Consider the following 26,192-nt stretch of genomic DNA (forward strand, 5'->3'; position numbering starts at 1 on the left):
CTTCCAAAAAGAAGCGCGCATTTTAAGTGATTTTTAGCCATGATCGACCGTGTGCGTCCGATCATCGGCGTGTCGCGGAGTTGCCGGCGGAGGATCCGGAAGGGCGGGCTCGACACCAGGTCTGAGGGGTAGCATGACACCACCTGCGAAATCAGCGGCGCTGCGATCCGCTTCGAACGGCGATCTCGAACCTTCCGACGGCGTGGAACAGGCGCGGGCCCGCATCCTTCCGCCCCGGCCCGTGGCCCGGCCGCCCGCAAGGGGCGAGGCGCGAACGGACGACCGTCTCATCTCCTTCCCGAGCTTCGAGGCGAGCCGCGCGCCGCGCAAGCCGGTCCCCGCACCGGCCGCGCCCGAAGCCGCTCCGGATCTCGGGGCCGAGCTCGAAGCGGCGCTCATGAACGACCTCGAGTCGATGGTGGCGCTGTTCGACCAGGCGGCCCGGGACGGCAACGCGTCCGATTCCAGGGCGGCCGCGCCGTCCGATCCGGACCAGGAGGCGCTGGAGCGCCTGCTGGTCAGCATCCGCCAGGGCGACGGTGCTCCGCGCGAGGCCGCCCTGCCGAGCGATGCGGCGCCGATCGTCGCGATACCCGTAGCCGAGCCGGTCGCCGAAGTCCCGCCGCCCCAGCCGCAGCAGCAGCCGCGCCGGCCGGCCTCGCCGCGACCGGAGGGTCGCGAGCGCCGCCTCGCACCGCCATCGCCGCGCCAGCGCAAGGCCTGGCAGGAGACCGCGGACGCCGCGGCGACGGCCGCCGCCGGCCAGGCTTCGAGGGATGCGGCCAAGGCCACGGCCCGCCCGGCGGCGCAGCGCCCGCCGCGCGCGGAACCGCTGCCAGCCCTGACATTGCCGACGGAGCGGCGGTCCTATCTGAAGCCCGCCATCGCCGCCTCGGCGGTCATCCTCCTCGCCGCGATCGGCGCCGGAATGACCATCCGCGCGCTGACCGCCTCGAACGAGACGACGCCGACCGCGACCGCCGCGACAGCGACCGCCACGACAGCCGTCGCTGCGGCACCGGCCGCACCCGAAGCGAGCACCCCCGCGCCGGCAGCCGTACCCGCGCCGGCTGCGACGGAACCCGCCACGACGGCGGAGCCATCGTCGTCGCCCGTTCGTCTGGCCGCCGACAGTTCGGCGGCGGCATCCGCGACGGTTTCCCCTGCCGCTCCGCTCGCGGAGCCGGCTCCGATGATGGAGACTGCGCCCGCGCCGGTCGCGATGGCGGAACCGGTCGCTTCGCCCGAGCCCGCAGCGTCGGCGCCGATCCCGATGACCGCTCCGGCGCCGGAGCCGGCCGCCGAGCCGCAGATCGCCGCCGCGCAGCCGCTGCCGAGTGATTTCCAGCCCGCGACCGCCGCGCCGGATGCGGGCACCGCCGAGGCGACGGTCGCGCCGGCGTCCGAAGCGCCCGCCGCAACGGAGCCGAAGGTCATCGCCTCGATTCCCGCGGGCGCCAGCAGCGGGGGCCTGCAGCCGGGCGCCGCGACGATCGCGAGCGGTGTGAACCTGCGCAGCAACCCGGACAACGGCGCGCCGGTCATCGGCGTGCTCAAGACCGGGACCAGCGTCGAGATCGTCGGCTGCAAGGGGTGGTGCGAGGTCGTCGCCGGCGACAAGCGCGGCTTCGTCTACCAGAAGTTCCTGAGCCAGTCGTAGGGCGGCACGGCCGCCTCAGCCCTCGAGGCTGATGGCGGCGCCGGCCGTTCCGCTGGCGAGGAAGGTCTGCAACTGGCCGACGATCTGCCGGGCGTGCCGTCCGGCGATCTGCTCGGCCGCCTCGGCATCGCGCGCCGCGATGGCCGCGATCATCTCGTCATGCTCGGCGACATAGGGGTCGGGCAGGTGGTCGTCGAAGGACGAGTAGTAGACGCGCAGGATGCGGCGACCCTCGTCGAGCAGGCGCGTGAAGAGATCGGTGTAGTATCGGTTCCGACCCGCCTCCGCGATCGCGACATGGAAGTCGCGATTGGTCGCGATCATCCCCGCGGCATCGGCGGCGCGCACGGCTTCGGAAAACCGCGCCTGTCCCTCGTGCAGCCTTTCGAGATCGGCCTCGGTACGCTTCAGCGCGGCAAGGCGCGTGGTGACGCGATACATGAGCGTCAGCGCATCGAAATAGACCGGCAGATTGGCGAAATCGATCGGCGCGACGATGGTGTTGCGGTTGGGCAGCGTGGTCGCGAGACCCTCGGCGACGAGGCGCACCAGCGCCTCGCGGACCGGCGTGCGCGACATCTGGAAGCGCTCCGAGAGCCGCGTCTCGTCGAGGCCGGCGCCCGGCTGCAGGCGCAGTTCCAGGATATCGCTCTTGAGCGCGTCATAGATGAGCTGCACGCCGAAGCCGCGCCCGCCTTCGGGCTTCACCGTCTCGCCCGCCAGAGTTCCGGCCATGCCGCGTCCGCCCACCATCCGATCGACCGGCTCCGCGCTTACACCGGCCCCCGCGACGGCGCAAGGCGGCGTCCGGACGGTCATGGCTTCCGACTTTCTTAAGATCCGCTCGATTCCATGGGGGGATCCCCCGATTCGCCCGCCGGAGCCCCCATGCTGATCGAACGCCGCCTCGAAGACCTCGGCATCACGCTGCCCAAGGTGCCGACCCCGGTCGGAACCTATCTTCCGGCCGTGCAGATGGGCGATCTCCTGTTCCTCTGCGGCCAGGGCCCGCTGCTGCCCAACGGCGAGAACGCCAGGGGCAAGCTCGGCGGCGGCGTCACGGTCGAGGAAGGCTACCAGCTCGCCCGGCTGACGGGGCTCTACCTGATCTCGGCCATGAAGGACGCGCTCGGCGATCTCGACCGCGTCGCGCGGATCGGCAAGGTGCTCGGCATGGTCAACTGCGTGCCGGAGTTCGAGGACACGCCCGGCGTCATCAACGGCTGCTCCGACCTCTTCGTCGAAGTCTTCGGCGAAAAGGGCCGCCATGCCCGCTCCTCGGTCGGCATGTCGACGCTGCCCGGCAATATGAGCGTCGAGATCGAGGCGATCGTGCAGGTCGTGGCGTAGAGCCGGCTGGGAAGCGCCCCTTTCCTGGCCCTCCCCGCCCCGCGGGAGAGGGAATCCGGCCGAGCCATCCCGACGTCTCGCCGCGCTGTGACGCCGGCGGCCCTCTCTCCCGCGTGGCGGGGAGAACTGGAGGGGAGCTCTTGCTCGCGCGCGGTCGGCTCGCGCCTTTCCGCTCAGGCGGCGCGTTCGGCCGTGCCGAAAGTGACGCCCTTTTCCTTGAGCCAGCGGCGATAGGCGACCGAGGACATGTCGGCGCGCGTCGGGATCTCGGCGCGGGGCTCCAGCGGCAGGAGGCGCGGGCGCTGGTTTTCGAGGATGATCCGGTCCTGCAGGAAGATGAGCTGCTGGAAATGGATCATGCTGGTCAGCGTGCTCTCGTCGTCGACGATGAACATTACCGGATGCGCGCGGCAGCGATCATGGTCCAGCGGCTGCACGAAGAGGCAGATGACGTCCCAGCGATTGGCCGCGGCCGGGCAGGTCTTGTAGAGCAGCGTCTGGAACGGCGCGGCGACGCGGTACATGTATTGCGTCATGATGCCGCCCGAGGCCGACAGCGCCGCCTGCGGCTGGAAGAACTCGCAATTGGTCGCCCAGACCTCGTCGACGTCGCGGCGGATCTCGGTCGTGTAGTGGCGCACCTCGGTATGCGGCTCGGCGCCGAGGATATCGGTGTGCACGAAGGGGAAATGCGCCATGTCGAGGAAGTTCTCGACGATGCGCAGGCCCGACGCCCTGACCTGAACGGCGCCGCAGACGACATGGCGGCGATCCGGCTCGTCGGCTTCCGGGATCTCGAACAGGCCGCGCGGCGGCTCGCCCAGCGTCGTCCAGAGATAGCCCCAGCGCTCATGCGTCGGCAGCGGCGCGCCGAGGCTGCCGTCCCCGAGACGCTCGCGCACGATCACCGTCTCCGTCGCGTCGCGCGCGACGACGAGATCGCGGCCGAGCAGCCGGTTCGGCCGCGGCGCGGCCGGAATGTCCTGCAGCGCGTCGATCACATACCAGTGGTCGAGCGAGGCTTTCTCGGCCGGTCGCGCCATGCTTCGTCCTCGTGTTGATGTCGCATTGCCCAGGCGCTAGACATGCCGCAATGTTGGGCGGAAGCGCAAGGGCGTCGGCCGTGCGCGCGACGGAACGGGCATGAGAGAGCGGATCGAGCTGGTGTTTCTCGGCGTCTTCGAGCCGGCGAGCTTCGCGGAGTTCATGCGCCATCGCGCGCGGCGCCTCTCCGTCAGCGCAGAAACGCGCCGGCTCGGGGCGGATCGCGTCGAGGTGACGGTGGAGGGCGAAGGCGCGCTGGTCGACATGTTCGAGGTCGCCTGCAGCCTCGGGCCGCTCGACTGCCTCGTCACCGATGTTTCCCGCCGCGCCGCATGAGAAGGCCCGAAGCCGAGGAGATGCCATGACCGATTCCGCCGCGCCGCTTCCCGGCTGGCATGCCGTCGCGCTCGCCGCCGATATCGAGCCGGGCACCTCGGCCGGCACGCGGCTTCACGACCAGGAGCTGGTCGTCTGGCGCGACAGCGCGGGCGAGAGCCATGTCTGGGAGGATCGCTGCCCCCATCGCGGCATGCGCCTTTCCTTCGGCTTCGTGCGCGGCAACCATATCGCCTGCCTCTATCACGGCTGGGCCTATGACACGGCCGGCCAGTGCCGTGCGATTCCCGCCCATCCCGACCTCGCCGTGCCGGAGACGATCCGCGTGCCGACCTATGCCTCGGCCGAGGCCTCGGGGCTGATCTTCGTCTGGTCCGAGATGGGGGCGAGCGGGATGGCACCGCCGGCGGCCCGCCCCCTCCATCCGCTGCGCAGCCTCTTCGTCGAGGCGTCGCCGGAGCGGGTCGCGGCGCTCCTCGCCGGCCGCTTCGCGCCGGGACCGGACGGCAGCTTCGCCGGCCGCCTCGCCGGTACCGACGTGGTCCTCTTCCTGCAGCCCTTCACATCGGAGCGGACGGGCCTCCATGTGACGATCGACGGCGCCGGGGACCGGTCGCTGGTCTCGCGCGGCGCCGAGGCGCTCCGGCATGCGATCGAGGCGGCGGCGCCGTCGCGCTTCGCCTCGCTGGAGTTCGCCGCATGAGCCCGCGCCTCGTCTTGCACGACTACGAGCTCGACGCCGACTGCTACAAGGTGCGGCTGCTGCTCGCCCTGCTCGGCGCGCCCTATGAGCGGGTCGCCGTCGACGTCCATCCCGGCCACGAGGAGCGCTCGGCGGCCTATCTCGCGCTCAACCCGCGCGGCAGCCTGCCGATCCTCGAACAGGACGGGCTCGTCCTCGCCGAGGCGGAGGCGATCCTTGTCCATTGCGCGGGGTTTCTTCCGGGCGGTTCCGATCTGGTGCCCGAGGATGCCGCCGAGCATGCTCGCATGCTGTCCTGGCTCTTCTTTGCCCGCGGCCCGCTGGCGGCGGCGGGGCTGGCGCGGCTGCATGCGATGCTCGAGCTTCCCGGCGACGGTCCGGCGCTGGAACGGCAGGCGCTCGCCGCCTTCCGCGTCATGGAAGATCACATGACGGCCCGGCGCATCGCCGGCTCGGAGTGGTTCGTCGGCGCGGCGCCGAGCCTCGCCGATCTGGCCCTCTTCCCGGCGATCGCGCTCTCCCGCGATTTCGGCGTCGATCACGACGCCTATCCGGCGCTGCGGCGCTGGATGCGGCGGGTCAGGGCGCTCCCCGGCTTCGTCACCATGCCCGGCATTCCCGACTATCACTGACCGACGCCTTGTCAGACGAGCCGCCGGGCCGATAACCTCCGCCTCCCCAAGATGAGTGGAGGATGACCATGCGATCGCGGACATTCGGCCGAACCGGCCGCCAGGTGAGCGAAATCGGCTTCGGCGCCTGGGCGATCGGCGCGAGCTGGGGCCATGTCAGCGAGGACGACGCCATCGCCGCGCTGGAGACGGCGCTCGATGCCGGCGTCACCTTCATCGATACCGCCGACGTCTATGGCGACGGCCGCTCGGAGAAGCTGATCGCGCGCGTCCTCAAGGCACGCGGCGGCCAGCGGCCCTTTGTCGCCACCAAGGCGGGGCGCCGGCTCAATCCGCATGTCGCCAGCGCCTATACCGGCGAGGCCCTGCAAGGCTTCGTCGACCGCAGCCGCGACTATCTCGAGATGCAGACGCTCGATCTCGTGCAGCTGCACTGCCCGCCGACCGACGTCTATTACCATCCGGAAGTGTTCGCCGCGCTGGACGCGATGAAGGCGGCCGGCAAGATCGCCGACTACGGCGTCAGCGTCGAGCGCGTCGAGGAAGCGCTGAAGGCGATGGAATATCCCGGGGTCGTCTCGATCCAGATCATCTTCAACATCTTCCGCCAGCGGCCGATCGAGCGGCTGTTCCAGCGCGCGATCGAGACCGAGACGGCGATCATCGCCCGCGTGCCGCTCGCGAGCGGGCTGCTCACCGGCAAGATGTCGGCCGCGACCACCTTCGATGCCTCCGACCATCGCCAGTTCAACCGCCACGGCGAGGCCTTCGATGTCGGCGAGACGTTCTCGGGCGTTCCCTACGACGTCGGGCTCGCGGCCGTCGAGAAGATCCGCCCGCTGGTCGGCGACACGACCATGGCGAAGTTCGCGCTGAAATGGATCCTGATGTTCGAGGCGGTGACCGTCGCCATTCCGGGCGCCAAGAACGCCGAGCAGGCGCTGGCCAATGCCGACGCGGCGACACTGCCGCCACTCCCGGACGAGACCATGGCCGCGCTCAAGGCCATCTATGACGAGGATATCCGGCCGTATGTCCACCAGCGCTGGTGACCACCGGCCGGAGCGTCACTTCTCGAAAGGGTAGATGACCTTCCAGTCGTTCTTCATGTCCACCACCAGCCAGCCGCGCTTCGCCGCCTCGTCGAGCGCCTTGTCGAGGCGGCCGACCGGCGAATCGCGGTCATAGGCCCATTCGCGCACCGCGTCGGTGTGGTGGACGATGAGCGCGAAGCGCGGACCGGTGTCGAGCGTCGTCCATTGCAGCATCTCGAGATCACCGTCTGAATTGCCGGCGGCGAAGACGGGACGGCGGCCGATGAAGCGCTCGATGCCGACCGGCTTGCCGGGGCCGTCGTCGATGAAGTCGACCTCGGGCAGCTTCATGATCGACGGGCGGTCGCCGACCAGCTGCCATTTCGTCCGGCCGGAGGAGCCGACGATCTGCTCGGGCGGGGTGCCATAGGCGGCCGGCGCCCAGGGACGCATGAAATCGATGCCGCCGCCCGAGACGATGAAGGTCTTGAAGCCGTTCGCGCGGAGATAGGCGAGCAGTTCCAGCATCGGCTGATAGACGAGCTCGTTGTACGGCCTGTCGAAGCGGGGATGCCGCGCCGTCGCGAGCCAGGCCCGCACGATGCCTTCGAAATCGGCGACCGACATGCCGGCATGGGTCATCGCCACGATCTCGAGCAGCCCCTTCTCGCCGACGGCCGCGAGCTTCGCCCGGTCGCCGGAGAGCACCGCCTTGACGGTCTCGTTGCCGGCGATCGCGGGATCGACCGCCGCCAATACCTTGAGCCGGTCGACGGCAAACGCGATCTGGAAATAGACCGGCTGCTCGGACCAGAGCGTGCCGTCATTGTCGAAGGTGGCGATCCGCTCCCCGGCCGGCACGAAATCCGGCGAGCCCGCCGTCGTGACCTTGCCGACGAAGGCGAGAATGGAGGCCTTCGCCGCGCCGTCGTTCCAGGAGGGCAGCGGATCGTCGGCGGCGAGCGCGGCGGCCGCGCCTGCGATTGCGAGCGCCAGGGCGGCGAAAGCCCCGACGCGGAGCCGATGCCAGAATGACTGCATGATGGCCTCCCCCGTTGCTCGCGCGAGGCTAGCGCGGGTGCGAGATGCGGTCCACCTGTCGCAGAAACGACGAAGGCCCGCCGGAGCGGGCCTTCGAATGCAACGATGAGAAGGCGTCGGTCAGTTGATCGACTGGACTTCCTGAACCTCGGGGACGAAGTGGCGCAGCAGGTTCTGGATGCCGTGCTTCAGCGTCGCCGTCGAGGACGGACAGCCGGCACAGGAGCCGCGCATGTTCAGATAGACGATGCCGTCGCGGAAGCCCTTGAAGGTGATGTCGCCGCCATCCTGCGCCACCGCCGGCCGCACGCGCGTCTCGATCAGTTCCTTGATCGTCTCGACGAGGTCGGCATCCTGCTCGGCGAAGAATTCGCCGTCGTCGTCATGCGCGCCATGCAGCGGACCGGCCTGCGCCATCACCGGCACACCGGCGGTGAAATGCTCCATGATCGCGCCGAGAAGGGCGGGCTTCAGGTGCTGCCACTCGCCGTTCGACTTGGTGACGCTGATGAAATCGTGGCCGAGAAAGACGCCGGACACGCCGCCGACGGAGAAGAGACGCTCGGCGAGGGGCGAGCGGCCGGCCTCGGCGATGTCGCGGAATTCGGCCGTTCCCTCGGGAAGGACCGGGCGGCCGGGCAGGAACTTGAGGGTCGACGGATTGGGCGTCGCTTCGGTCTGGATGAACATGGGGGAGCCTCGCCGCTGTCTTTGGAATTCTTCTAAGAGAGTTGTGGGCGATCGACCCCGTGCCTTCAAGGGGGATTCGCGCCGTCGGGACCAGAAATCGTACTTCTGAAGTCATGATTCAAGCGGCTGTAGCGCCGCAGCCGCGGCCACCGGGCTGTCATCGAAACGCAATCCCGCGAGCCTAACGGAGTCGGTGCTCACCACCACGGGGCCGATCCGATCATGAAACTGATGCTCGTCACCACCACGGCGCTCGTCGCGCTGTCACTGCCGGCGCTTGCCGAGCCGATGAAGCTCTCCTCCGCCGTCGTCAGGCCGGCCGAGGACGTTCTCTCGCCCGGCCTCGCCGAGGTTCCGGTCGCCGAAGGCGCCATGAAGCTCGAGAATCCCTCGAAGCAGATCGGCTATTACGGCTATGGCAATGACGGCCCGCTGGCCCCCAGGAAGGGCGCCGTGCAGGCCGAAGGCCACAATGTCGAGGCGACCAAGACCGAGCCCGACAAGAACACCTATCTGGTGCTCGAAGGCCAGAAGGGCGCCGCCAAGGGCGTCAGATACGGCACGCATTTCGTCTTCCAGGGCCATGAGAACGGCCCGAAGGACGCCGAGGGCATCACCTATGGCGCCCTGACCCGCATCAATCTCGACGCCGACAAGGCGCATCGGGTCACGCTGATGGCCTCGAAGGATGTCGACGGCAAGCCGCTGCCGCTCATCGACGGCTCGGCCTGGGACCCCTTCGCGAAGCTGCTGCTGCTGACCTCCGAAGAGGGCAAGGACGGCGGCGTCTGGATGGCGACCGTGGATTTCCCGTCCAGGGTGACCGACATCTCGGCCTTCACCGGCCGCGCCGCCTATGAGGGTGTCGAGATCGACAAGAACGGCGCCATCTGGCTCGTCGAGGACGAGGGCGGCAAGGGCGGCCCGAAGACCAAGAACGCCAAGCAGCCGAATTCCTTCGTCTACCGCTTCGTGCCGGCCGACAAGACCGACCTCACCAAGGGCGGCAAGCTGCAGGCGCTGCAGGTGCTCGACGCCTATGGCAAGCCGATCGTCTTCCACGACGGCCAGCAGGACGCCGACATCCTCGCCCTCGAGCAGAAGCTGCTGCACGCCTATGGCAACGAGCTGCCGACGCGCTGGGTCACGCTGAAGGAGACCGCCGCCGGCGCGACGGAGGCCTTCGACGCCAACGCGCTCGCCAAGGCGGCCGGCGCGACGCCGTTCAAGCGGCCCGAGAACGGCCAGTTCCGTCCCGGAACCGACTTCAAGGAATTCTACTTCACCGCCACCGGCGACACGAACGCCAAGACCGAGGCCGGCGCCGAATATGGCGGCTTCGGCGGCGTGTTCCGCGTCAGCCAGGATGCGCCGTCCGACGACAAGGGCTCGATCGGCATCGTCTTCCGCGGCGACGTCACCAAGACCGGGCTCGACAATCTCTCCTTCCTCACCGACACGCAGCTTTTGGTCGTCGAGGACGCGGGCGACAAGCTGCACGGCCAGCGCAATGCGCTCGACTCGGGCTATATCGTCGACGTGACCGCCGACTACGCCAAGGCCTCGACGCCCGATCCGGTCCGCTTCCTGACCCAGATCCGCGACGACATGGCGACCATCGACGCCGCGCTCGGCGCCAAGGCGTCGGAGAACGGGTTCCAGAACGACGGCGACAACGAGATCACCGGCATCCATGTCTCGAATGGCGATCCGAGCGTCGAGGGCCTGATCGGCACCGCCGTCCCGACCCCGTTCGAGAATGGCTGGCGCGTGTTCTACACCCGCCAGCACGGCCGCAACGTCACCTTCGAGATCGTGCAGGCCGCCGCCAGGAAGTAAGCGGCTCACGTCGGCGACGGAACGAGAAGGGCGCCGCGCGGCGCCCTTTTTCATGTCCGGTCGACGTCAGGCGATGGCGGCGATGTCCTCGTCGGCGAGCGAGCCGGGGACGATGGTGACCGGCACCGGGAAATGGCCGGCGAGCCGCCCGGCCATGGCCGAGACCAGCGGGCCCGGGCCCTCCTTGTCGGTCGCGGCGGCGAGCACGAGGATCGCGATGTCCTCGTCCTCGCCGATGAGGGCCAGGATCTCATCGGCGGGCTTGCCCTCTCGGATCACCAGCTCCGGCTCGACGGAGCCATGGCGGCGGGCGATGTCGGCAAAGCGCGCCAGCACCGCCTCGGCCTCGTCCATCGCCTCGGCGCGCATGATGTTCTCGACGCCGATCCAGTGCTGGAAGCCGGTCGGCTCGATCACGTAGAGCATGGTGAGCCCGCCCGAGGTGCGCTCGGCCCTGCGGGCGGCATAGACGACGGCGCGCGAGCATTCCGGCGTGTCGTCGATGACCGCCAGGAACTTGCGCCGGTGACCGGCCTCTGTGGATCGCCGCTTCAGCATGATGCGATGCTGCCACCCCGACGGGGCGGCAGCAAGCAGGCCTCAGTTGCGGCGGATGAAGCCGACCACGTCCTTGACGCCGTCGAGGATCGGCCGCGCGATCGCATCGGCGCGCGCGGCGCCGCTCGCCAGGATCTGGTCGATATGGCCGGGATCGGCCATCAGGCGCCGCATCTCGGCCCCGATCGGCCCCAGCTTCTGCACGGCGAGATCGGCGAGCGCCGGCTTGAAGGCCGAGAACTGCTGCCCGCCGAACTGATCCAGCACCTGCTGCTTGGAGAGGCCGGAGAGCGCCGCATAGATGCCGACGAGATTGTCGGCCTCCGGGCGGCCCTTGAGCCCCTCGGTCTCGCCGGGCAGCGCGTCGGCGTCGGTCTTGGCCTTGCGGATCTTCTGCGCGATCTGGTCGGCATCGTCGGTCAGGTTTATGCGCGAATAATCCGACGGATCGGACTTCGACATCTTCTTGGTGCCGTCGCGAAGGCTCATGATCCGCGTCGCCGGGCCGGTGATCAGCGGCTCGGTGAGCGGAAAATAGGCGTCGCCATAGCCATGCGCGGCGATCGAGGCGGCATAGTCGTTGTTGAACTTCTGCGCGATGTCGCGCGTCAGCTCGAGATGCTGCTTCTGATCCTCGCCGACCGGCACATGCGTCGCCTTGTAGGCGAGAATGTCGGCCGCCATCAGGCTCGGATAGGCGAGGAGGCCCAGCGAGGCGTTCTCCTTGTCCTTGCCGGCCTTGTCCTTGAACTGCGTCATGCGGTTCATCCAGCCGATGCGCGCGACGCAGTTGAAGATCCAGGCGAGCTCGGCATGGGCCGAGACCTGGCTCTGGTTGAAGACGATGTGCTTGACCGGGTCGATGCCCGCCGCGACGAAGGCCGCCGTGACCTCGCGGATCTGGCGGGAGAGCTCCGTCGGGTCCTGCCAGACGGTGATCGCATGCATGTCCACGACGCAGTAGATGCAGTCATGGCTTTCCTGCAGGGCGACGAAATTGACGATCGCGCCGAGATAATTGCCGAGATGCAGATTGCCGGTCGGCTGGACGCCGGAAAAGACGCGCGGCTGGAATTCGGTCATTTCTCGCTCGATCCTGCTGATCTCGTGTCGCGGGGCGGCGCGTTATCGCGCGGCGGGGGCGGGCGTGCAAGCGCCGATTGGCTCCCCGCTCAGCCGCGCCGGCGGCGGAGAGCGCCGAGCACCGCCCGGACATCGACGACGCCGGTCGCCTGGCAGAAGAGGCCGAAGAGCACGACGCCCGCGGCGCAGATCGCCGCCATCGCGCCGGCCCTGACCAGCACCCGCGCATCGTCGAAGAAGGGATCGGCGAAGACGGCGGCGCCCCAGACGGCGGCGCCCATGGCGAGCGCGGCGACGAGAACGAGCGGAAGGTTGCGCCGCACCTTGGCGTCGAGCGGGAAATGGCCGCGCCGATGCAGCGCAGCGCCGAGCAGAAGCGCGTTGACCCAGCCCGAAAGGCTGGTCGCGATCGCGATGCCGAGTTCGGCATAGAAGGGAAAGAGCGCCAGCGAGACGGCGACATTGACCACGACGCCGATGGCGGCGAACCACATCGGCGTGCGCGTGTCCTCGCGGGCGAAGAAGCCGGGCGAGAACACCTTGATGAGCACGAAGGCGGGCAGGCCGACGGCGAAGCCCATCAGCACCCGCGCCGTCGCCAGCGTGTCGTCGGCGCCGAACGCACCGCGCTGGTAGATGACCTGGACGATCGGCTCGGCCAGCACGAACAGCGCGATCGCCGCCGGCAGCGTCAGCGCCATGGCGAATTCGAGGCCGCGGTTCTGGATGTGGTCGGCGAGATCGGACCGGCCGGCGCGCAATTGCCGCGCGAGATCGGGCAGCATGACGACGGCGATGGTGGCGCCGACGATGCCGAGCGGCAGCTGGTAGAGGCGGTCGGCATAACCGAGCACCGCGATCGCACCCGGCGCGAAGGACGCGATCATGGTGCCGATGACGATGTTGATCTGCGTGACGCCGCCGGCGACCAGCGCCGGCAGGGCGAGCGCGCCGAGGCGGCGCACGCCGCGCGTCAGCCGCGGCCGCTCGAGCCCGAGCAGCATGCCGTCGCGCGCCGCCGCCGCCATGACGACGGCGAGTTGCAGCACGCCGCCGACGAGGGTCGCGGCCGCGAGCAGGATGCCGGCCTGTTCCGAATTCTCGACATCCGCGACGAGGACATAGGCGAGGGCGCCGACGAAGACGATGTTGAGGAAGGCGGGCGCCATTGCGGCGGCGAAGAAGCGGCCGCGTGCGTTGAGGACGCCGCTGTAGAGCGCGGTCAGCGAGATGAGCAGGAGATAGGGAAAGGCGATCCGCGTCAGCAGCACCGCGAGGTCGAATTTCGGCGGGTCGGCGACGAAGCCGGGCGCCAGGACATGCATCAGCGGCCCCATGGCGACCATGGCAACCAGGACCACGACCGCGAGCAGCGCGAGCAGCGCGGAGAGCGCCTCGCGGCCGAAGCGGCGGGCGGCGTCCTCGCCGTCGCCCTCCAGCGTGCGGGCGAAGAGGGGCACGAAGGCCGAGGCGAAGGCACCCTCGGCGAACAGGCGGCGGAAGAGATTGGGCAGGCGGAAGGCGACGAGGAAGGCATCGGCCACCGGGCCGGTGCCGAGCGCCGCCGCCATCATCATGTCGCGGGCAAAGCCGAGCAGGCGGCTCGAGGTCGTCGAGCCGCCGACCGTGACGAGATTGCGCAGCAGCGACATTCCGCGCCGCGCCTAGGCTTTCTTGACCGGCGTCTTCTCGCCGGCCGGCGGTCCGTCGAAAACCTGGGCAAGGCGGCGGCGGATGGCCGCCTCGCGGCTGGCATTGGTCACCTTCCGGCCCGTGAGGTCCGTCACGTAGAACACGTCGACCGCGCGCTCGCCGAAGGTGGCGACATGGGCCGAGGCGATGTTGAGCGACAGATCGGAGATGAGCCGCGTCAGTTCGTAGAGAAGGCCCGGCCGGTCGATGCCGGAGGCCTCGATGACGGTGAACTGGTTGGACCAGGAATTGTCGACCAGAATGCGGGTCTCGACCGTGAAGGCCTTGATGATGCGCGGCTTGGCCTTGGCCTTGCGCGCGATCGCCTCCGGCAGGGCGACGGTTCCCGACAGCGCGTCCTCGATGAGCCGGCTTACCTTCAGCGCGCGCTGCGTCTCCTCCTCGTCGGTGTCGAACTCGCGGGCGATGGAGATCGTGTCGATGGCGCGGCCGTCGGTGGTGGTGAAGATCTGCGCGTCGACGATGTTGCCGCCACCCGCCGTGCAGGCGCCCGCGACCATCGAGAGGAGGCGCGGATGATCGGGCGCCAGCACGGTGATCTCCGTCACCGCCTCGAAGGAGCGCACCGTGACCGCGGTCGCGAGCGAGCGGCCTTCCGCGTCGGCGGCGCGGATCAGCCCCGCATGCGCGACCTTGCGCGGCAGGTCGACGCGCAGCCAGTAGGCGGGGTAGTGGCGCTCGAGATAGGCGTCGCGCTCGGCCGCCGGCCAGTCGCCCAGCGCATTCGAGAGTTCGGCCCGGGCCGCCGCCACCCGCTGCTCGCGCGAGATCTGGCTGTGACCGCCGGTGAGCAGCGGCTCCGTCTCGTAATAGAGCGTGCGCAGCAGCTGCCCCTTCCAGCCGTTCCACACGCCGGGCCCGACGGCGGAAATGTCGGCGATGGTCAGGATGAGGAGAAGCTTCAGCCGCTCCAGGCTCTGCACCACGGCGGCGAAGTCCTGGATCGTCTTGCGGTCGCCGAGATCGCGCGACTGGGCAACCATGCTCATCAGGAGATGGTGCTCGACCAGCCAGGCGACGGTCTCGGTCTGGGCCGGGGTCAGGCCGAGCCGCGGGCCGAGCTTTCGCGCCACGCGGGCGCCGGCGATCGAGTGATCCTCGGGCCTGCCTTTGGCGATGTCGTGCAGCAGCATCGCGACATAGAGCACGACGCGGTCCTGCAGCGTCTGGATCAGTGCATTGGCCAGGGGATGGTCCTGGCTGCGCTCGCCGCGCTCGATGCCGGCGAGGACGCCAATCGAGCGGATGAGATGCTCGTCGACCGTATAGTGATGATACATGTTGAACTGCATCATCGCGACGATCTTGCCGAAATCCGGCACGAAGCGGCCGAGCACGCCGGCCTCGTTCATCCGTCGCAGCACGATCTCAGGCTGGTTGCGCGAGGCCAGCAGGTCGAGGAACAGGCGGTTCGCGACCGGATTTTCGCGCAGGTCCGCATCGATCAGCTTCAGGGAGCGCGTCACCGCCCGCATCGCGTCGGGATGGAAGGCGAGGTCGTGCTTGTCGGCGAGATGGAACAGGCGGATCAGGTTGACCGGATCGCGCTCGAACACGTCCCCCTCGGAAAGGTTGATGCGGTCGTGCTCGACGACGAAATCGCTGGTGCCGGCGATCTTGCGGCGGCGGCGGCGGGTGGCGAGACCGAAGAAGCGGTTGAGCAGCGGCGTCTGCTTGGCGTGCTCCTCCTCCAGCGCCGAGCAGAAGATCAGCGTCAGGTCGCCGACATCCTTCGCGTGCAGGAAGTAGTGCTTCATGAAGCGCTCGACATCCTTCATGCCGGGATGGGCGGTGTAGCCGAGCCGCACAGCCATCTCGCGCTGGACGTCGAAGGAGAGCCGCTCCTCGGCGCGGCCGGTGAGGAAATGCAGGTGGCAGCGCACCGACCAGAGGAAGTTCTCGGCCTTGCGCAGCAGCGTCAGCTCGGTGCGCGAGAACACGCCGGCCTCGACCAGCGCATCGCCCGAGCGGACGCGGTAGAAGTATTTCGCGATCCAGAACAGCGTGTGCAGGTCGCGCAGCCCGCCCTTGCCTTCCTTGACATTGGGCTCGACCAGATAGCGCGAGGCGCCCTGCCGGCGATGACGCTCGTCGCGCTCGGCCAGCTTGGCGGCGATGAACTGCGGCCCGGTGCCGGCCACCACCTCGGTATCGAAGCGATGGGCGAGATCCTTGAAGAGCTTCTCGTCGCCCCAGATGAAGCGGGCCTCGAGGATCGCGGTGCGGATCGTCATGTCGCCGCCCGAGAGGCGGATGCATTCGTCGACATTGCGCGTCGCGTGGCCGACCTTGAGGCCGAGATCCCACAGCATGTAGAGCACGAATTCGACGACGCTCTCGCCCCAGGGCGTCTGCTTGTAGGGCAGCACGAACAGGAGATCGATGTCGGAGCCCGGCGCCAGCATGCCGCGGCCATAGCCGCCGACCGCCACCACCGCCATGCGCTCCGCCGCGGACGGATTGTCGACCGGATAGGCCGTGTGCACCGCGACGTCGTAGACGGCACGGATGATCTCGTCCATCAGGTCGGAGAGGCTGCGGGCGCAGGCGATGCCGTTCTGACCGGCCCTGAGCCGCTGCTCGGCCAGGGCGCGGCCGTCGCGCAGCACTTCCTTGAGGCGCCCGAGAACGCGGTTGCGGCGGCGCTGCGGGTCGGTTTCGTCGGCCGCGAGCCCGATCAGTTCGGCCGAAAGCGCGCGGCCGTCGATCAGGGCGGGTTCGGAACGGGACATCAAGGCGGTGCGGCTCCCGGCGGGGTCAGGACGGGCGAAGCTACCCTCATCAAGCAGCGCCGACAATGCGCGCGCGGCGCGCGTCAGGACGGCGCCGCCCGCATGCCCTTCAGCCTGTACAGCGCCTCGAGAGCCTCGCGCGGCGTCAGCTCGTCGGGATTGAGCGCATCGAGCGCCGGTCCAAGCGGGTCCACCGCCGACGGCGCCGGCGCGGGAGGCGGGGCGCGGAGGGCGGCGAAGAGCGGCAGGTCGTCGATCAGCGTCGCGGCCGGCGACTTGCGGTCGCCCTCCTCGAGGCGCTCCAGAACGGCGCGGGCGCGGGCGACGACCGAGGGCGGCAGTCCGGCCAGCTTCGCCACCTGGATGCCGTAGGAGCGGTCGGCGGCGCCGGGCACGATCTCGTGCAGGAAGACGACATCGCCCTGCCATTCGCGCACGCGGACGGTCGCGTTGTCGAGCCGGTCGAGCCGCTGCGCCAGCGCCGTCAGCTCGTGATAATGCGTCGCGAAGAGCGCCCGCGAGCGGTTCGCCTCGTGCAGATGCTCGATCGCCGCCCAGGCGATCGAAAGGCCGTCGAAGGTGGCCGTGCCGCGGCCGATCTCGTCGAGGATCACCAGCGAGCGCGCCGTGGCCTGGTTGAGGATCGCCGCCGTCTCGACCATCTCGACCATGAAGGTCGACCGGCCTCTGGCGAGATCGTCGGCGGCACCGACGCGGGAGAAGAGGCGGTCGACGACGCCGATATGGGCGCGGCGGGCCGGGACGAAGCTGCCGGTCTGCGCGAGCAGCGCGATGAGCGCGTTCTGGCGCAGGAAGGTCGACTTGCCGGCCATGTTGGGGCCGGTGACGAGCCAGATGCGGCCCGCCTCCGCCTCGGCGCCGCCGAGGGTGCAATCGTTCGGGACGAAGCTCTCGCCGTTTCGCCGCAGCGCTTCCTCGACCACCGGATGGCGGCCGCCCTCGATCTCGAAGGCGAGCGAGCGGTCGACGACCGGCCGCGTCCAGTCGGACGCCTCGGCGAGCTCGGCGAGCGAGGCCGCCACGTCGAGGCGGGCGAGACCTTCGGCGACGGCCCGGATGGGCGCCTCGGCGGCCAGCACCTCGGACGCCAGCGCCTCGAAGATGCCCAGCTCGCGCTGAAGCGCCCGGTCGCCGGCCGAGGCGATCTTCGCCTCCAGCTCGGCGAGCTCCGTCGTCACGAAGCGCATGGCGCCGGCCATGGTCTGACGGTGGATGTAGCGGCCGGCGAACTCGGCCGAGATCAGCCGCTCGCCATGGACCTGCGGCACCTCGATGAAATAGCCGAGCACGTTGTTGTGCTTGACCTTCAGGGCGCGGATGTCCGTCTCGGCGGCGTAGCTGCCCTGCAGCGCGGCGATCACCTGGCGGCTTTCGTCGCGGAGCGCGCGGAGCTGGTCGAGATCGCCGTCATGACCGGCGCGGACGAAGCCGCCGTCGCGCTTCAGGAGCGGCAATTCGTCGGCGAGCGCGGCGCCGATCCGCGTCGCGAGACCGACAGGCGCCGAGGAAATCAGCTCGATGACAGCGGCAAGCTCGTCCGGCAGCGTGCCCAGCCCGGCGAGATCCTCGGCGAGGCCGGCGGCGACGTCGAGCCCGGCGCCGATCGCGGCGAGATCGCGCGGGCCGCCGCGATCGAGCGCCAGACGCGACAGGGCGCGCAGAAGGTCCGGGGCGCGGGCGAGGCGGGCGCGGCAGTCGGCGCGTTCCGCGGGCATGGCGACGAAGCGCTCGACGGCGTCGAGGCGGCGGCCGATCTCGACCGGATCGGTGACCGGCCCCGCGAGACGGGCGGCGAGCAGGCGGCTGCCGGCACCGGTCACGCAGCGGTCGATGGCGCCGAGCAGGCTGCCGCGACGCTCGCCCGACATGGTGCGCATGATCTCGAGATTGGCCCTCGTCGCGGCATCGACGGAGAGAAGCGTCCCTTCGCTCTCGCGTTGCGGCCGTGCGAGGGGCGCCCGCGCGCCGACCTGCGTCTTCTCGACATAGGCGAGCGCCGCTGCCGCAGCCGACAATTCGACGCGCGAGAAGGCGCCGAGGCCGTCCAGCGTCTCGACGCCGAAATAGGCGGCGAGTTTCGTGGCCGCGGTCGCGCCGTCGAAGAAGGCCGCGGGGAGGGGGCCCGGCTCCACGGGAAGCGCACGCAGCAGCGGGCCGAGCGCCTCGTCGGAGAGCAGCGTATCGGCGACGAGGAGTTCGCGCGGATCGATCCGGGCCACATCGGCGGCGAGGCGCTGGCGGTCGGTCGCGGCGACGCGGAAATCGCCGGTCGAGATGTCGACCCAGGCGAGCGCCAGCCCGTCGGCCCCGCCCGGCCCGACGCCGCGGCCGCGGGCGAGCGTCGCGAGATAGTTGCCCTCGCCCGCCTTCAGCAGCGTCTCCTCGGTGATCGTGCCGGGCGTGACGATGCGCACGACGTCGCGCTTCACGACCGAGCGGCCGCCACGCTTCTTCGCCTCGGCCGGGTCCTCGGTCTGCTCGCAGACGGCGACACGGTGGCCCAGCGCGATCAGCTTCTGGAGATAGTCGCCGGCGGCATGGATCGGAACGCCGCACATCGGAATGTCGGCGCCGAGATGCTTGCCGCGCTTCGTCAGCGTGATGCCGAGCGCGCGGGCGGCGATCTCCGCGTCGCCGAAGAACAGCTCGTAGAAGTCGCCCATCCGGTAGAACAGCAGCGCCGCGGGATGCGCCGCCTTCAGCTCCAGATACTGCTCCATCATGGGCGTGGCGCGCGCGCCCGCCGCTTCGCTCTCTGTCGTGTCCAGCATGGACCGACCTTAGCAACATCGGCGGGCGGTTTCATCCCGCCCGGGCGGTTGTCCTCCCTTCCAATCATCCGATGAAATGCTATCGTCGCGGTCCGCCACACCTGAAGCGGCCGCAGAGCCGCTCCTTCCGGAAACGCCTGAGCCGAGCATCCGATGACCGAAATCAAGAAACCCGCCCGCAGCGGCCCCGCCGTCACGGACAAGGAGGCCCTCGACTTCCACGCGCGGGGGCGGCCCGGCAAGCTGGAGATCACGCCGACCAAGCCGATGGCGACGCAGCGCGACCTGTCGCTGGCCTATTCGCCCGGCGTCGCCGTGCCGGTGAAGGCCATCGCGGCCGATCCGAGCCTCGCCTTCGAATACACGACCCGCGGCAATCTCGTCGCCGTCATCTCGAACGGCACCGCCATCCTCGGCCTCGGCAATCTCGGCCCGCTGGCCTCGAAGCCGGTGATGGAGGGCAAGGCCGTCCTCTTCAAGCGCTTCGCCGACGTCGATTCGATCGATCTCGAGATCGACACCGAGGACGTCGACGCCTTCGTCAATTCCGTCCGCTATCTCGGCCCGTCCTTCGGCGGCATCAATCTCGAGGACATCAAGGCGCCGGACTGCTTCGTGATCGAGAGCCGTCTGCGCGAGCTGATGGACATCCCGGTCTTCCACGACGACCAGCACGGCACGGCGATCATCGCCACCGCCGGCATGATCAACGCGCTGCATCTCACGGGACGCGACATCAAGACGACGAGGCTCGTCTGCAACGGCGCCGGCGCGGCCGGCATCGCCTGCATCGAGCTCGTCAAGGCGATGGGCATGCCGTCCGAGAACGTCCTCCTCTGCGACACCAAGGGCGTGGTCTATCAGGGCCGCACCGAGGGCATGAACCAGTGGAAGACCGCGCACGCGACCGCCACCGAGGCGCGCACGCTGGAAGACGCGATGAAGGGCGCCGACATCTTCTTCGGCGTCTCGGCCAAGGGTGCGCTGACGCCCGACATGGTGCGCTCGATGGCGCCGCGTCCGATCATCTTCGCGATGGCCAATCCCGACCCGGAAATCACGCCGGAGGAAGTCGCCGAGATCCGCGACGACGCGATCATGGCGACGGGGCGCTCCGACTATCCGAACCAGGTCAACAACGTCCTCGGCTTCCCCTACATCTTCCGCGGCGCGCTCGACGTCCGCGCGCGGACGATCAACGAGGAGATGAAGATCGCCGCCGCCAAGGCGCTCGCCGAGCTGGCGCGCGAGGACGTGCCCGACGAGGTGGCCGCTGCCTATCAGGGCGTCCGGCCGCGCTTCGGCGCCAACTACATCATTCCCGTGCCCTTCGATCCGCGGCTCCTCTCGGAGATCCCGGCGGCGGTCGCCCAGGCGGCGATGGATACCGGCGTCGCCCGCCGTCCCATCGAGGACATGGCGGCCTACAAGATCCAGCTCTCGGCCCGCCGCGACCCGATCGTCGGCACGCTCGCCCGCATCTACGAGCGCGTCCGCCGCAATCCGAAGCGCGTCGTGTTCGCCGAGGGCGAGGAGGAGCAGGTGATCCGCGCCGCGGCGAGCTTCGTCGCGCAGAAGCTCGGCACCGCCATCGTCATCGGCCGCGAGGACATCGTCCTCGCCACGGCCCGCGATGCCGGCATCGACATCAACGGCATCGAGATCCACAACGCGCGCCTGTCGCGCCGCAACGCCGACTATATCGACTTCCTCTATGCCCGCCTGCAGCGGAAGGGCTACCTCTTCCGCGACTGCCAGCGCCTCATCAACACCGACCGCAACTATTTCGGCGCCACCATGGTGTCGCTCGGCGACGCCGACGCGATGGTGACCGGCGTGACGCGCAACTATTCGACGGTGCTCGCCGACGTGCGGCGCGTGATCGACACCCGGCCGGGCCACCGCGTCATCGGCGTCTCGATCGTGCTGGTCCGCGGACGGACCGTCGTCGTCGCCGACACGGCCGTGCACGACATGCCGACCGGCGAGGAACTGGCCGACATCGCCGAGGAGGCCGCGAGCTTCGCGAAGCGCCTCGGCTACGACCCGCGCGTCGCGATGCTCGCCTATTCGACCTTCGGCCAGCCCGAGGGCGAGCGCTCCCGCCATGTCCGCGAGGCGGTGCAGATCCTCGAACGCCGCCGCGTCGATTTCGAGTTCGACGGCGAGATGGCGGCCGATGTCGCGCTGAACCCGCAGGCGATGGCGGCCTATCCGTTCTGCCGCCTCTCCGGCCCCGCCTCCGTCCTGGTGATGCCGGCGTTCCACTCCGCCTCGATCTCGACCAAGATGATGCAGGAACTCGGCGGCGCCACGGTGATCGGCCCGCTCCTGGTCGGCCTCGACAAGCCGGTGCAGATCCTCTCGCTCGGGGCGCGCGACAGCGACATCGTCAACATGGCGGCGCTCGCCGCCTTCAATGTCGGCGGGTGACGGCGGCGCGGCATCGGTTTGCAATCCGTCCGGTTTATGTTAGCCTCCGCTTACCGATCGGACGGGAGGAAACCGACATGGCCGGACACGGGACGTTCTGCTGGAACGAACTGATGACGCGCGACGCGGCGCGGGCGAAGGATTTCTATGCGAAGACGCTCGGCTGGAGCTTCAACTCCATGCCGATGGGGGAGATGGGCGACTATCACCTCGCGATGATGGGCGACACCATGGTCGCCGGCATCATGGAGATGGGCGGGCCGGACTTCGAGGGCGTGCCGGAGCACTGGTTCTCCTATGTCGAGGTCGACGAGGTCGATCCGCGCGTCGCCCTCCTGGAGAAGGAAGGCGGCTCGCTGGTGCGCCCGGCCTTCGACGTTCCGGGCGTCGGGCGCATCGCGATCGTGCAGATTCCGGGCGGCGCCGTGCAGGGCTGGATGAAGCCCGAGCAGCCTTCCGCCTGACGATCACCGGCATGGAGATCCGCGACGAACGGCACGGTGACGAGGACGCCATCCACGCCCTCACCGCCGAGGCCTTCCAGCCGATGCCCTATTCCGGCGGCACCGAGCCGGCCATCATCCGCGCGCTGCGCGCCTCCGGCGCTCTGACCCTTTCGCTCGTCGCGGTCGAGGATGGGGCGATCGTCGGCCATGTCGCCTTCTCGCCCGTCTCGATCGACGGCGTTCAGGACGGCTGGTTCGGCCTCGGGCCGATTTCGGTGCGGGCAGACCGGCGGCGGCAGGGGATCGGCCGCGCGCTGATCGCCGAAGGCCTCAGGCGGCTGGCGGAAGACGGCGCGCGGGGCTGCGTCCTGATCGGCGATCCGGCCGTCTATCGCGGCTCCGGCTTCGCGAGCGGCAGGTTCCGCTATGCCGGCCTCGACCCGCGGCTCGTGCAGCATGTCGTGCTGAGGGGCGAGGCGCCGTCGGGCGAAATCACCTTCGCGCCGGCCTTCGACGTCGCGGCGGAGGATTGAGCGCGCGCTTCCGCGCCTAGAGCTGGTGCGACAGGATGCGGCGGACGCCGGCCGCGTCCATCTGCGCCGTGGCGGCGGCGAGCGAATTGTTGGTGTCGATCGCCCGGCAGCCATCCTCGATCACGACCGTGTCGAAGCCGTGCGTCCGCGCGTCGAGCGCCGTCCAGCTGACGCAGAAATCGGTCGCGAGGCCGACGACATAGGCGGTCTCGATGCCGCGCTCGAAGAGGTAGCCGGTGAGGCCCGTCGGGGTCTTGCGGTCGGCCTCGAAGAAGGACGAATAGCTGTCCGTATGCGCGTGGTAGCCCTTGCGGATCACCAATTGGGCATGCGGGATGTCGAGCCCTTCGGCCAGCGCCGCGCCGAACGTCCCCTGGATGCAGTGGTCCGGCCACAAGACCTGCGGCCCGTAGCGCAGGTCGATCACCTCGAACGGATTGCGCCCCGGATGCGACGAGGCAAAGGAGATGTGCCCCGCCGGATGCCAGTCCTGGGTGATGATGACGTTGCGGAACTTCCGCGCGATCTCGTTGACGAGCGGGATGATCGCATGGCCGTCGGCCACCGCCAGCGCACCGCCGGGCAGGAAGTCGTTCTGGATGTCGGTGACGATCAGGACGCTGGACGAATCCGTCACGGGGGGCCTCGCCGTTCAAGGTCGCCGATCAAAGCCCCGCTTTCGCGAAGGCGTCAACCCGGCCGGGTGACGCGACGCAGCGTCAGGTTGATGCGGCCGCCGCGCTCGAGCAGCGTCGAGGTGCCCGGATAGACGCGGTCGACGCCGTGATAGGCGAGCCGCGACGGCCCGCCGAACAGGAGCACGTCGCCCGAAGCGAGGCGAACCGACCGCGTCGGGCCACCGCGCTCCGTCCCGCCGATGCGGAAGCGGCAGTCGTTGCCGAGCGAGACCGAGAGCACCGGCGCCGCCCGCTCCTCCTCGTCCTCGTCGCGATGGAGGCCCATGCGCGCCTCGCCGTCGTAGTAGTTGACGAGGCAGGCCTCGGGCGGGTGCGGATATCCGGCGAGGTCCCTCCAGAGGTCCAGCAGCATGTCCGGGATCGGCGGCCAGGGCCGTCCGGTCACCGGATGCGTCGCCTGATAGCGATAGCCGCCGCGGTCCGACACCCAGCCGAGCGCACCGCAATTGGTCATCCGCACCGAGAAAGGCTTGCCGGTGCGCGGCATTTCGGGCCGATAGAGCGGCGCCTCGACGACGACCGCACGGATTGCATCGAGAAGCCGCTCCTGCGCCGGGCGGTCCAGCAGCCCGTCATGCAGCGCGACGCCCCCGGGCAAGGCCGCCGCCACCGCTCCATTGGTCAAGGGACTTCCCATCGCGTCTCTCCCCTCGCTGGCCGAAAGCGGCACAATCCGCCGCGTAGTGCCGCCTTGCGGCTCTTTGGGCATCTTCTTATATACGCGGTCGAACCCGGGACCGGCGCTGGCAAAGGCGGCGGTTCCGAACCCGATATGTCGCTGGGGGCCGTTCGGAATTCCGGCCCAGTTCCGCGGATGCCTCCTCGAGGGTCCGCACGGCCCGCCGAAAAGGAGAGAACATATGGCTAAGGTCATCGGTATCGACCTCGGAACCACCAATTCCTGCGTCGCCGTCATGGACGGCAAGACCCCGAAGGTCATCGAGAACGCAGAGGGCGCCCGTACCACCCCGTCCATGGTCGCGTTCAGCGACAATGGCGAGAAACTCGTCGGCCAGCCGGCCAAGCGCCAGGCGGTCACCAATCCCGAACACACCTTCTTCGCGGTGAAGCGCCTGATCGGCCGCCGCTTCGACGATCCCATGGTCACGAAGGACAAGGACCTCGTGCCCTACAAGATCGTGCGCGGCCCCAATGGCGACGCCTGGGTCGAGGCCGAAGGCGAGAAGTATTCGCCGGCCCAGATCTCGGCCTTCATCCTGCAGAAGATGAAGGAGACGGCCGAGGCCTTCCTCGGCACGACGGTCGACCAGGCCGTCATCACCGTCCCGGCCTATTTCAACGACGCCCAGCGCCAGGCGACCAAGGACGCCGGCAAGATCGCCGGCCTCGAGGTGCTGCGCATCATCAACGAGCCGACGGCCGCGGCGCTCGCCTATGGCCTCGAGAAGAACGAAGGCAAGACGATCGCCGTCTACGACCTCGGCGGCGGCACCTTCGACATCTCGATCCTCGAGATCGGCGACGGCGTCTTCGAGGTGAAGTCGACGAATGGCGACACATTCCTCGGCGGCGAGGACTTCGACATGCGCCTCGTCAACTATCTCGCGGACGAGTTCAAGCGCGAGCAGGGCATCGACCTGCGCGGCGACAAGCTCGCCCTGCAGCGGCTGAAGGAAGCCGCCGAGAAGGCGAAGATCGAGCTCTCCTCGGCCCAGCAGACCGAGATCAACCTTCCCTTCATCACCGCCGACGCCAAGGGCCCGAAGCACCTCACCATTCGTCTGACTCGCTCGAAGTTCGAGGCGCTGGTCGATGATCTCGTGCAGAAGACCGTGGCGCCCTGCAAGGCGGCGCTGAAGGATGCCGGCCTCACCGCCGGTGAGATCGACGAGGTCGTCCTGGTCGGCGGCATGACCCGCATGCCGAAGATCCAGGAGATCGTGAAGCAGTTCTTCGGCAAGGAGCCGCACAAGGGCGTCAATCCGGACGAGGTCGTCGCCATGGGCGCCGCGATCCAGGCCGGCGTGCTCCAGGGCGACGTCAAGGACGTCCTGCTGCTCGACGTGACCCCGCTGTCGCTCGGCATCGAGACGCTTGGCGGCGTGTTCACGCGCCTCATCGAGCGCAACACCACGATCCCGACCAAGAAGAGCCAGGTCTTCTCGACCGCCGAGGACTCGCAGTCGGCCGTGACCATCCGCGTCTTCCAGGGCGAGCGCGAGATGGCCGCCGACAACAAGATGCTCGGCCAGTTCGATCTCGTCGGCATTCCGCCGGCGCCGCGCGGCGTGCCGCAGATCGAGGTGACCTTCGACATCGACGCCAACGGCATCGTGAACGTCTCGGCCAAGGACAAGGGCACCGGCAAGGAGCAGCAGATCCGCATCCAGGCCTCGGGCGGCCTGTCCGACGCCGATATCGAGAAGATGGTGAAGGACGCCGAGGCGCATGCCGCCGAGGACAAGAAGCGCCGCGCCGCGGTCGAAGCCAAGAACCAGGGCGAGGCGCTGATCCACTCGACCGAGAAGTCGCTCGCCGACTACGGCTCCAAGATCTCGGCCGCCGACCGTTCGGCGATCGAGACGGCGGTCGCCGACCTCAAGGCGGCGCTCGAGGGCGACGATGCCGAGGACATGCAGAAGAAGACGGCGGCTCTGGCCCAGGTCTCCATGAAGCTCGGCGAGGCGATGTATGCCGCCTCGCAGGCTGAGGGCGGCGAAGGCGCCGAGTCCACCGGCGCGAAGAACGACGACGTCGTCGACGCCGACTTCGAGGAAGTCGACGACGACAAGAAGAAGTCGGCGTAATACAGAGCGTCCGTGATAGAATTGGGGGCCCGGCGCGGAAACGCGCCGGGTCTTCCATGATCCGGACCCGGATTATCGCTTTTCCCTTTCCGTTTCCGGCACAGGTC

General features: G+C 69.1%; 22 protein-coding genes. 11 read left to right on the forward strand and 11 right to left on the reverse strand.

From position 1 onward, the window contains the following. The first annotated feature begins 133 nt into the window (after nt 1–133). Nucleotides 134–1,660 carry an SH3 domain-containing protein gene (locus QO015_RS12920; RefSeq protein WP_266278950.1) on the forward strand — a complete coding sequence of 509 codons (1,527 nt, stop codon included), beginning with the start codon at nt 134–136 and terminating at the stop codon, nt 1,658–1,660. Nucleotides 1,661–1,675: 15 nt separating this feature from the next. On the opposite strand, the gene QO015_RS12925 is transcribed toward QO015_RS12920, so the two are convergent. Further along, nucleotides 1,676–2,395 (reverse strand): GntR family transcriptional regulator, encoded by a 720-nt coding sequence (locus QO015_RS12925; RefSeq protein ID WP_266278949.1) that lies wholly within the window; start codon nt 2,393–2,395, stop codon nt 1,676–1,678. A 153-nt stretch (nt 2,396–2,548) separates the two neighbouring features. On the opposite strand from QO015_RS12925, the gene QO015_RS12930 reads away from it, so the two are divergent. Next, nucleotides 2,549–3,010: a RidA family protein gene (locus QO015_RS12930; protein ID WP_266278947.1), complete on the forward strand. Its 462-nt coding sequence runs from the start codon at nt 2,549–2,551 to the stop codon at nt 3,008–3,010. A 173-nt stretch (nt 3,011–3,183) separates the two neighbouring features. On the opposite strand, the gene QO015_RS12935 is transcribed toward QO015_RS12930, so the two are convergent. Next, entirely contained in the window at nt 3,184–4,053 is an 870-nt protein-coding gene (locus tag QO015_RS12935; RefSeq protein ID WP_266278945.1) for an aromatic ring-hydroxylating oxygenase subunit alpha, read from the reverse strand. A 100-nt stretch (nt 4,054–4,153) separates the two neighbouring features. Here QO015_RS12935 and QO015_RS12940 point away from each other — a divergent pair, with 100 nt between their 5' ends. The 4 genes from QO015_RS12940 (at nt 4,154) to QO015_RS12955 (ending at nt 6,777) form a co-directional block, all read left to right on the forward strand. Then, a complete protein-coding gene (locus QO015_RS12940; RefSeq protein WP_266278943.1) occupies nt 4,154–4,390 on the forward strand; it encodes an acylphosphatase in 237 nt (78 codons plus the stop codon). Nucleotides 4,391–4,415: 25 nt separating this feature from the next. Next, nucleotides 4,416–5,093, forward strand: coding sequence for a Rieske 2Fe-2S domain-containing protein (locus QO015_RS12945; protein ID WP_266278942.1), 678 nt, complete (start codon nt 4,416–4,418; stop codon nt 5,091–5,093). Beyond that, nucleotides 5,090–5,725, forward strand: a complete 636-nt coding sequence (locus QO015_RS12950) for a glutathione S-transferase family protein (RefSeq protein ID WP_266278941.1) — start codon at nt 5,090–5,092, stop codon at nt 5,723–5,725. The genes QO015_RS12945 and QO015_RS12950 overlap by 4 nt, the downstream gene beginning before the upstream one ends. A 68-nt stretch (nt 5,726–5,793) precedes the next feature. Then, nucleotides 5,794–6,777, forward strand: coding sequence for an aldo/keto reductase (locus tag QO015_RS12955; RefSeq protein ID WP_266278940.1), 984 nt, complete (start codon nt 5,794–5,796; stop codon nt 6,775–6,777). A gap of 15 nt (nt 6,778–6,792) precedes the next feature. Here the strand turns inward: QO015_RS12955 and QO015_RS12960 are convergent, their stop codons facing one another. Then, complete coding sequence (locus QO015_RS12960; RefSeq protein WP_266278939.1) at nt 6,793–7,800, reverse strand: HAD family hydrolase; 1,008 nt, start codon at nt 7,798–7,800, stop codon at nt 6,793–6,795. Between the two features lie 120 nt (nt 7,801–7,920). Further along, complete coding sequence (locus QO015_RS12965) at nt 7,921–8,490, reverse strand: NifU family protein (protein ID WP_266278937.1); 570 nt, start codon at nt 8,488–8,490, stop codon at nt 7,921–7,923. Nucleotides 8,491–8,712: 222 nt separating this feature from the next. On the opposite strand from QO015_RS12965, the gene QO015_RS12970 reads away from it, so the two are divergent. Further along, the gene (locus tag QO015_RS12970) at nt 8,713–10,329 is read left to right on the forward strand and encodes an alkaline phosphatase PhoX (RefSeq protein WP_266278936.1); all 1,617 of its coding nucleotides are present in this window, start codon (nt 8,713–8,715) and stop codon (nt 10,327–10,329) included. A 66-nt stretch (nt 10,330–10,395) separates the two neighbouring features. Here the strand turns inward: QO015_RS12970 and QO015_RS12975 are convergent, their stop codons facing one another. The 5 genes from QO015_RS12975 to mutS all read right to left on the reverse strand — a co-directional run bounded on the left by QO015_RS12975 (nt 10,396) and on the right by mutS (nt 19,207). Further along, nucleotides 10,396–10,890: a universal stress protein gene (locus QO015_RS12975; protein WP_266282351.1), complete on the reverse strand. Its 495-nt coding sequence runs from the start codon at nt 10,888–10,890 to the stop codon at nt 10,396–10,398. A 39-nt stretch (nt 10,891–10,929) separates the two neighbouring features. Then, on the reverse strand, nt 10,930–11,970 hold the full coding sequence (gene trpS / locus QO015_RS12980; protein ID WP_266278935.1) for a tryptophan--tRNA ligase: 1,041 nt from the start codon (nt 11,968–11,970) through the stop codon (nt 10,930–10,932). A gap of 89 nt (nt 11,971–12,059) precedes the next feature. Then, on the reverse strand, nt 12,060–13,622 hold the full coding sequence (murJ, locus tag QO015_RS12985; RefSeq protein WP_266278934.1) for a murein biosynthesis integral membrane protein MurJ: 1,563 nt from the start codon (nt 13,620–13,622) through the stop codon (nt 12,060–12,062). A 12-nt stretch (nt 13,623–13,634) separates the two neighbouring features. After that, entirely contained in the window at nt 13,635–16,415 is a 2,781-nt protein-coding gene (locus QO015_RS12990) for a [protein-PII] uridylyltransferase (protein WP_266278932.1), read from the reverse strand. 83 nt (nt 16,416–16,498) lie between these two features. Next, entirely contained in the window at nt 16,499–19,207 is a 2,709-nt protein-coding gene (mutS, locus tag QO015_RS12995) for a DNA mismatch repair protein MutS (protein ID WP_266278930.1), read from the reverse strand. A 153-nt stretch (nt 19,208–19,360) separates the two neighbouring features. Here mutS and QO015_RS13000 point away from each other — a divergent pair, with 153 nt between their 5' ends. The 3 genes from QO015_RS13000 (at nt 19,361) to QO015_RS13010 (ending at nt 22,619) form a co-directional block, all read left to right on the forward strand. After that, complete coding sequence (locus QO015_RS13000) at nt 19,361–21,640, forward strand: NADP-dependent malic enzyme (RefSeq protein WP_266278929.1); 2,280 nt, start codon at nt 19,361–19,363, stop codon at nt 21,638–21,640. Nucleotides 21,641–21,717: 77 nt separating this feature from the next. Next, nucleotides 21,718–22,104, forward strand: a complete 387-nt coding sequence (locus QO015_RS13005) for a VOC family protein (RefSeq protein WP_266278927.1) — start codon at nt 21,718–21,720, stop codon at nt 22,102–22,104. A gap of 11 nt (nt 22,105–22,115) precedes the next feature. Beyond that, nucleotides 22,116–22,619 (forward strand): GNAT family N-acetyltransferase, encoded by a 504-nt coding sequence (locus QO015_RS13010; RefSeq protein WP_266278925.1) that lies wholly within the window; start codon nt 22,116–22,118, stop codon nt 22,617–22,619. Nucleotides 22,620–22,635: 16 nt separating this feature from the next. On the opposite strand, the gene pncA is transcribed toward QO015_RS13010, so the two are convergent. Further along, a complete protein-coding gene (gene pncA / locus QO015_RS13015; protein ID WP_266278923.1) occupies nt 22,636–23,256 on the reverse strand; it encodes a bifunctional nicotinamidase/pyrazinamidase in 621 nt (206 codons plus the stop codon). A 53-nt stretch (nt 23,257–23,309) separates the two neighbouring features. Beyond that, complete coding sequence (locus tag QO015_RS13020) at nt 23,310–23,954, reverse strand: alpha-ketoglutarate-dependent dioxygenase AlkB family protein (RefSeq protein WP_266278922.1); 645 nt, start codon at nt 23,952–23,954, stop codon at nt 23,310–23,312. A gap of 223 nt (nt 23,955–24,177) precedes the next feature. Here QO015_RS13020 and dnaK point away from each other — a divergent pair, with 223 nt between their 5' ends. Continuing rightward, on the forward strand, nt 24,178–26,085 hold the full coding sequence (gene dnaK / locus QO015_RS13025) for a molecular chaperone DnaK (RefSeq protein ID WP_266278920.1): 1,908 nt from the start codon (nt 24,178–24,180) through the stop codon (nt 26,083–26,085). Nucleotides 26,086–26,192 lie beyond the last annotated feature (107 nt).

The sequence above is a fragment of the Kaistia geumhonensis genome (genome assembly GCF_030815145.1).
GTDB lineage: Bacteria > Pseudomonadota > Alphaproteobacteria > Rhizobiales > Kaistiaceae > Kaistia > Kaistia geumhonensis.